We start from the raw sequence: 6,013 nt of genomic DNA, 5'->3' as shown, positions 1-6,013 counted from the left end.
GTGGTCCGGTGGTCCGGTGGGAGCCGGGTTGGCCGGGCCGGGACCGCCGGCTACGCCGGCCGGGCCGGGACCGCTGGCTAGGCTGGCCGGGCCGGGACCGCTGGCTAGGCTGGCTACGCTGGCCGGGCTGGAACCGCTGGCTACGCTGGCTAGGCTGGCCGGGCTGGAAAAGTGTTACCAGGTAACGGGCCCATAATGTGACATTATCCCAGGTCACGAAAAGTGTTACCAGAAAAAGCTGGTAACACTTCCGAGTCTCATGTGCATCCCGTGTGCATCCCGGGTCTGTGCCGGGTCCGTCCCGGGTGCGTCCCGTGTGCGTCGCGCGCAGGCAGCTTTCCGCCTGCCGGAGTTCAGCCTCAGGCGTGCAGCGACCGGAACCCGCGCAGCCGCAGCGAGTTCGAGACCACGAACACCGAGGAGAACGCCATCGCCACACCGGCGAGCATCGGGTTGAGCAGCCCGAACGCGGCGACCGGGATGAGCAGCACATTGTAGGCGAAGGCCCAGAACAGGTTGCCGCGGATCGTGCCCAGCGTCCGCCGGGACAGCCGGATGGCGTCTACCGCGGAACGCAGGTCATTGTTCATCAGGGTGATGTCGGACGCCTCGATCGCCACGTCCGTGCCCGCCCCCATCGCCAGACCGAGGTCTGCGGTGGCCAGTGCGGCGGCGTCGTTGACCCCGTCACCGATCATCGCGACATTCTTCCCGGACTCCTGCAACCGGGCGACGTGGGAGACCTTGTCCTCGGGCATGACGCCGGCGACGACGTTGCCCGGATCAATGCCGACCTCGGCGGCCACGGCCGCCGCAGCACCCGCATTGTCACCGGTGAGCAGTACCGGGGTGAGCCCCAGGTCCTTGAGTCCGGCGACAGCCTCGGCGGAGGTCGGCTTCACCGTGTCGCGCACGGTGACCACACCGGCCGGACACCCGTCGACACTGACGAGCACCGGGGTGCCGCCGGCGGCCTCGGCATCGGTGAAGGCATCCTGCAGGTCGGCGGGCAGGGTGGTGCGGTCGGCGGCGCGTCCGACCTCGACCGTGTGCCCGTCGACGGTGCCGGTGACGCCGTGGCCTGCGGTGGTCGCGAAGTCGGTGACCTCGGGGACGCCGGTGCCGGCCTTCTCCGCGGCTTCCTCCCCGGCCCGGACGATCGCCCGGGCGATCGGGTGCTCGGAGCCGGATTCGACGGCGGCGGCGAGGGCGAGGACGCGGTCGGCGTCCCCACCGACGGCGGCACCGGCGTCCCCACCGGCGGACGCCGTGACCCCGGAGACGTTCATCTCACCACTGGTGACGGTGCCGGTCTTGTCCATGACGACCGTGTCGACGCGCCGGGTGGATTCGAGCACCTCCGGCCCCTTGATGAGCAGGCCGAGCTGGGCGCCGCGGCCGGTGCCGACGAGCAGTGCCGTCGGGGTCGCCAAACCCAGGGCGCACGGGCAGGCGATGATGAGGACGGCCACGGCGGCGGTGAAGGCCGAGGTGACGTCTCCGTCAACAACGAGGTGCGCGATGAGGGTGATGACGGCGATGGCGATGACCACCGGCACGAAGACCTGGGAGATCTTGTCGACCAGGCGCTGGACCGGGGCCTTCTGCGCCTGCGCGTCGGAGACGAGCTTCGCCATCTGGGAGAGGGTGGAGTCTGCCCCGGTGCGGGTGACCTGCACCAGAAGGCGTCCGGAGATGTTCACCGTCGCCCCGGTGACCGATGTGCCGACGGTGACGTCCACCGGCACGGACTCGCCGGTGATCATGGACTCGTCGACCGAGGAGGTGCCGTCGGTGACCGTGCCGTCCGCGGCGATCTTCTCACCGGGGCGCACGATGATGACGTCCCCGACCTGCACCTGGGCGATGGGGGTGCGGACCTCACGACCGTCGCGCAACACCGCGGCGTCCTTCGCGCCCATGTCCAGTAATGCCCGCAGCGCTTCGGAGGAGCGTCCTTTCGCCCTCGTCTCGAACCAGCGTCCGAGCAGGAGGAAGGTGATGACCACGCCCACGGACTCGAGGTAGATCTCGTCCATGCTGTGGTGGCCGGACGCCGCGGGGAAGAGGTGCATCTCCATCGTCATGCCGGTGGTCCCGGCATTGCCGAGGAACAGTGCCCACAAGCTCCACAGGTAGGCCGCGGTCGTGCCCATGCTGATCAGCGTGTCCATGGTGAACGCGCCGTGACGCAGGTTGACCAGCGTGGCGCGGTGGAACGGGGCGCCGCCCCAGAAGTACACCGGCGAGATCATGGTCAGCGCGGCCCACTGCCAGTTGTCGAACTGGAGGGCGGGGACCATGCTGACCAGCATGACGGGGACGGCGAGGACCGCGGAGATGATCGTGCGGTGGGCCAGGTCGGCGGCCTCGGCGTCGCGGGCGGCGTCGATCCTCGACTGGCCGGCAGGTACGGAGCTTCCGGCGTCCTGCGCGGAGTCTGCGGCGGAGTCTGCGGCAGAGGATACGGCGGAGGACGCCGCGTCCCCGGACGCGGTGCTCCCGTCGGCCTCGTGGCCGGCATCCCCGGCCAGGGTGAAGGCATCGTAGCCGGTGTTCCGGACGGTCTGGATGACGTGGTCGGGGTCGGTCTTGGCCGGGTCGTAGTCCACCTGGGCGGACTCGGTGGCGAAGTTGACGGTGGCGTCCACCCCGTCCATCCGGTTGAGCTTGCGCTCGATGCGGGCGGAGCAGGAGGTGCAGGTCATCCCGGTGACGCCGAGGTCGAGCTGGATCAGGTCGACGGGCGGTTGCGCCTGTGCCTGCTGGGTCATGGCCGGTCAGTCCTTCGTGGGGTCGTGCCTGGTGGTGATGCTGTCAGCTGGTGGCGCCTCAGTCGGCGAGGTCGTAGCCGGCCTCGTCGACGGCGGCGGCGACCTGCTCGTCGGTGAAGCCTTCGCCGGTGACGACGACGGTGCCGGTGGCCGGGGTGGCCTCGACGGCGGTGACGCCCTCGATCGCGCCGACCTCCTGCTCGACGGCGGCCTTGCAGTGTCCGCAGCTCATGCCGGTGACGGTGTAGTTCCTGGTGGCCATGGTGGTGGTCCTTTCCTGACTGGTGTTCCGGACGGTGGCGGGGCCCGGATGGTCCTGCCGTGCGTACAGTTCCGAAGGTATACCCCTAGGGGGTATATTTCAAGGATTGGTAGGACGGGGGTGTCGACTGCTCATCGCGATGACGAAACCATGGAACGTGTGCGGGGCAGCGTACTCCGCGCCCGACATCCGTTCGTTTCAGAGGAGAGGAACATCATGTACGGCGAACCCTCAACCACCGTTCGCACGACACACTCCGAGGCAGGATCCGCGCGGGGAGCCCGCAGGCGACACGGCCTGCGTGGCAGGGTGGCAGCTGTCTCCGCCGCCGCGCTGCTCGCCGTCGGCGGAGCGACCGCCGCCGCCCCGTCCGCCGCGGCGCAGGGGCTGCCGGAGCCGATCCAGTCCTCCTACGATGCCCTGCCGCCGAGCGCGCAGTCGATCGTCGGCAGCATCGTCTGGAGCGGTCCGATGGCCTTCGCGGCGCTCTACTACTTCGTCTGGTGTCCGATCGTCAACGGGCCGTGGAACCCCACCCCGGACTCCTGCTCATTCTGACCGTCCGGGTGTTCGGGTCGCACCTCCGGGTGAGGCGATCCGGGGTGGTCGTCAGAGCACCTCGACGGGGCAGTCCACTCCGGGGACGCGTCCGAGTTTCACGTCGTGGGTGACGCGTGGTGCCTGCAGCCGTTCCGCCAGCTACTCCTGGAGGAACTGTCCCTGAACCGAGGTGATGCCACCATCTTCGTGACTGAGATGCTGGGCATTATCGCCGAGGCGGAGGGGCGACTGTGCTCGGACCTGGAGCTGCGGCGTCGTCAGATTTCCCGTGTATTCGCTCGGATGACGATCCTGGAAGAGGAAGCTGGGTCTCCGTTGGCGGGCGTCGTGAAGGGGGCTCTGGAGATCCTGGGCATCATCGGTCAGGCGTCACTGTTCGGTGTGGGCGGCGAGGTTGAACTTGATGTGATCGCTAGGTCGATAGGGAGGACCAAACAGTACGTTCGACCGCGGACCGTCGATCTCGTGGACCGAGGTCTGGTGGAGGAGACCTCCGGAAAGCCATTGCGGTTCCGGCTGACGGAGCAAGTGCGTGAGCTGCTCGGGCTCTCGGACGAAGAGTGACCCTACATGTCGAGAAAGCACCCTCACCGGCATGCTGAACTGTGGTTCAGTAACCTGTGAGGGTGCTTTCTCGACATGGGGAGGGCGCGGGGCGGGGAGACCGGCGGGACGCGGTCAGTCGAGCCCGCCCGGCCCGGCCCGCGCACTCCCGGAGTCGACCTAGATCGGCAGCTTCCGGATGACGAACTGCGGCAGGTTCTTGAGGATCAGCATCACCCAGCGGAACAGCGGGTGGATCCAGATGACGGTCTTCTTGGCGTCCACGCCGGCGGCGATGGCCTTGGCGGCGTCCTGCTTGTCGACGGTGAGCGGGGCGTCGTCCAGACCGGCGGTCATGTTCGTGCGCACCTGGCCGGGGCGCACGGTCAGCACGCGCACACCGGTGCCGCGCAGGGCCTCGCCGAGCATGCGGTAGAAGCCGTCCACGCCGGCCTTGGTGGAGCCGTAGACGAAGTTCGAGCGGCGCACCATCTCACCGGCGACCGACGAGAAGACCACGATCTGTCCGTGGCCCTGCTTCTTCATCCGGTCGGCGAGCAGCACGCCCACCGAGACCGCGCCGGTGTAGTTGACCTGCGCGGCGAGCACGGCCTGCTTCTGGTTCTGCCACTGCACCTCGTTGTCCCCGAGGACGCCGAAGGCGACGATCGCCAGGTCGATGTCACCCTCGATGGAGTCGATGATCTCCTCGTGGGTGTCGAAGGCGGTGGCGTCGAAGTCGACGGTCTCCACCGAGGACGCCCCGGCGGCCTCGCAGCGGGCGACCGGGGAGGTCATGTCGTCGCCCGCGCGGGCGGCGAGGATGACACGGGCCGGGCCGCGCTTCAGGAACTCCTCGACGACGGCGAGACCCATGTCGGACGCACCGCCGAGCAGGAGGATGGACTGGGGCTTGCCCACAGCATTGATCATTGGTTGTTCTCCTAGAGGTTCGGCGGGGCTCAGTTGAGCTCGAGGCGGCGGGACATGTCGGACGCGAAGACGCCCGTCGGGTCGATCTCGTGGCGGGTCTTCAGCCAGCCGGCCAGGCCCGGGTACATCCGGTGGAAGTTCTCCGCGGAGGTGCGGGACTCCTTGGCCAGGTAGAGGCGGCCGCCGAACTCCATGACCTGCTTGTCGAGGCGGTCGAGGAAGTCGCCCAGACCCGGACGGATCGGGAAGTCCACGCAGACGTTCCAGCCCGGCATCGGGTAGCTCAGCGGGGCACGGTTGCCCGGGCCGAAGAGCTTGAACACGTTGAGTGCGGAGTAGTGGCCGGAGGCCTGGATGTCCCGGATGATCTGCTTGAACGGCTCGACGGCCTCCACCGGCACCACGAACTGGTACTGCAGGAATCCCTTGGAGCCGTAACCGCGGTTCCACTCACCGATGAGGTCGAGCGGCTGGTAGAACTGCGTGAGGTTCTCGATCTGGTTCCGCGCCGGCTTACCCATCGCGTAGTAGGCCAGGCCCACCGCGGACAGGGTCAGCTTGTTCAGCGTGAAGGACGGGAAGATGTCCGGCACGGTCATCAGCTGCGGGGCGTTGAACTTCAGCGGGTTCGCCGCCAGCTTCGGGGCGAACTCCTTGAGCTGGTCGAGGGTGGCCAGCGAACCCCGCGAGATGGTGGAGCGGCCCAGCTTCGGCTCCGGGGAGATGCAGTCGAACCATGCCGAGGAATAGGTGTAGTTGACCTCGGAACCGTCGGAGTGGGCGGCGACGGTCTCGTCGAGGGTGTTCGTCCGGTCGACGTCGCACAGGAAGTACGCCGTCTCGGTCTTCGTCATCTCGATGGTGGCGCGCAGGATCACACCGGTCAGGCCCATGCCGCCGACCGTGGCCCAGAACAGGGTGCCGTCCGGGTCGTCCGCGG

Annotated in this window: 6 protein-coding genes; 2 read left to right on the top strand and 4 right to left on the bottom strand. The window is 68.2% G+C overall.

The window, feature by feature from the left end:
• Positions 1-359: 359 nt before the first annotated feature.
• Both QZV72_RS00880 and QZV72_RS00875 read right to left on the bottom strand, forming a co-directional pair.
• Positions 360-2,774: a cation-translocating P-type ATPase gene (locus QZV72_RS00880; RefSeq protein WP_297004089.1), complete on the bottom strand. Its 2,415-nt coding sequence runs from the start codon at positions 2,772-2,774 to the stop codon at positions 360-362.
• 58 nt (positions 2,775-2,832) lie between these two features.
• Positions 2,833-3,036 carry a heavy-metal-associated domain-containing protein gene (locus QZV72_RS00875; protein ID WP_297004087.1) on the bottom strand — a complete coding sequence of 68 codons (204 nt, stop codon included), beginning with the start codon at positions 3,034-3,036 and terminating at the stop codon, positions 2,833-2,835.
• Between the two features lie 216 nt (positions 3,037-3,252).
• Here QZV72_RS00875 and QZV72_RS00870 point away from each other — a divergent pair, with 216 nt between their 5' ends.
• Positions 3,253-3,594, top strand: coding sequence for a hypothetical protein (locus tag QZV72_RS00870; protein ID WP_297004085.1), 342 nt, complete (start codon positions 3,253-3,255; stop codon positions 3,592-3,594).
• 105 nt (positions 3,595-3,699) lie between these two features.
• Positions 3,700-4,161 (top strand): hypothetical protein, encoded by a 462-nt coding sequence (locus QZV72_RS00865; protein ID WP_297004083.1) that lies wholly within the window; start codon positions 3,700-3,702, stop codon positions 4,159-4,161.
• Between the two features lie 159 nt (positions 4,162-4,320).
• On the opposite strand, the gene QZV72_RS00860 is transcribed toward QZV72_RS00865, so the two are convergent.
• Together QZV72_RS00860 and QZV72_RS00855 are read right to left on the bottom strand one after the other, a co-directional pair.
• The gene (locus QZV72_RS00860; protein ID WP_297004081.1) at positions 4,321-5,073 is read right to left on the bottom strand and encodes a decaprenylphospho-beta-D-erythro-pentofuranosid-2-ulose 2-reductase; all 753 of its coding nucleotides are present in this window, start codon (positions 5,071-5,073) and stop codon (positions 4,321-4,323) included.
• 29 nt (positions 5,074-5,102) lie between these two features.
• Positions 5,103-6,013, bottom strand: a 911-nt coding sequence (locus QZV72_RS00855; RefSeq protein ID WP_297004080.1) for a D-arabinono-1,4-lactone oxidase, incomplete at its 5' end; no start/stop codon positions are given.

Source organism: uncultured Corynebacterium sp. (genome assembly GCF_902782855.1).
Lineage (GTDB): Bacteria > Actinomycetota > Actinomycetes > Mycobacteriales > Mycobacteriaceae > Corynebacterium.
Note: the sequence above shows the minus strand (reverse complement) of the source record. Positions and strands in the feature narration are given on the sequence as shown.

What these genes read in the sequence shown, in the direction of transcription:
- QZV72_RS00870 (WP_297004085.1), top strand. Translation starts at nt 3,253, where the DNA reads ATGTACGGCGAACCCTCAACCACCGTTCGCACGACACACTCCGAGGCA.
- QZV72_RS00875 (WP_297004087.1), bottom strand. Translation starts at nt 3,036, where the DNA reads ATGGCCACCAGGAACTACACCGTCACCGGCATGAGCTGCGGACACTGC.
- QZV72_RS00860 (WP_297004081.1), bottom strand. Translation starts at nt 5,073, where the DNA reads ATGATCAATGCTGTGGGCAAGCCCCAGTCCATCCTCCTGCTCGGCGGT.
- QZV72_RS00880 (WP_297004089.1), bottom strand. Translation starts at nt 2,774, where the DNA reads ATGACCCAGCAGGCACAGGCGCAACCGCCCGTCGACCTGATCCAGCTC.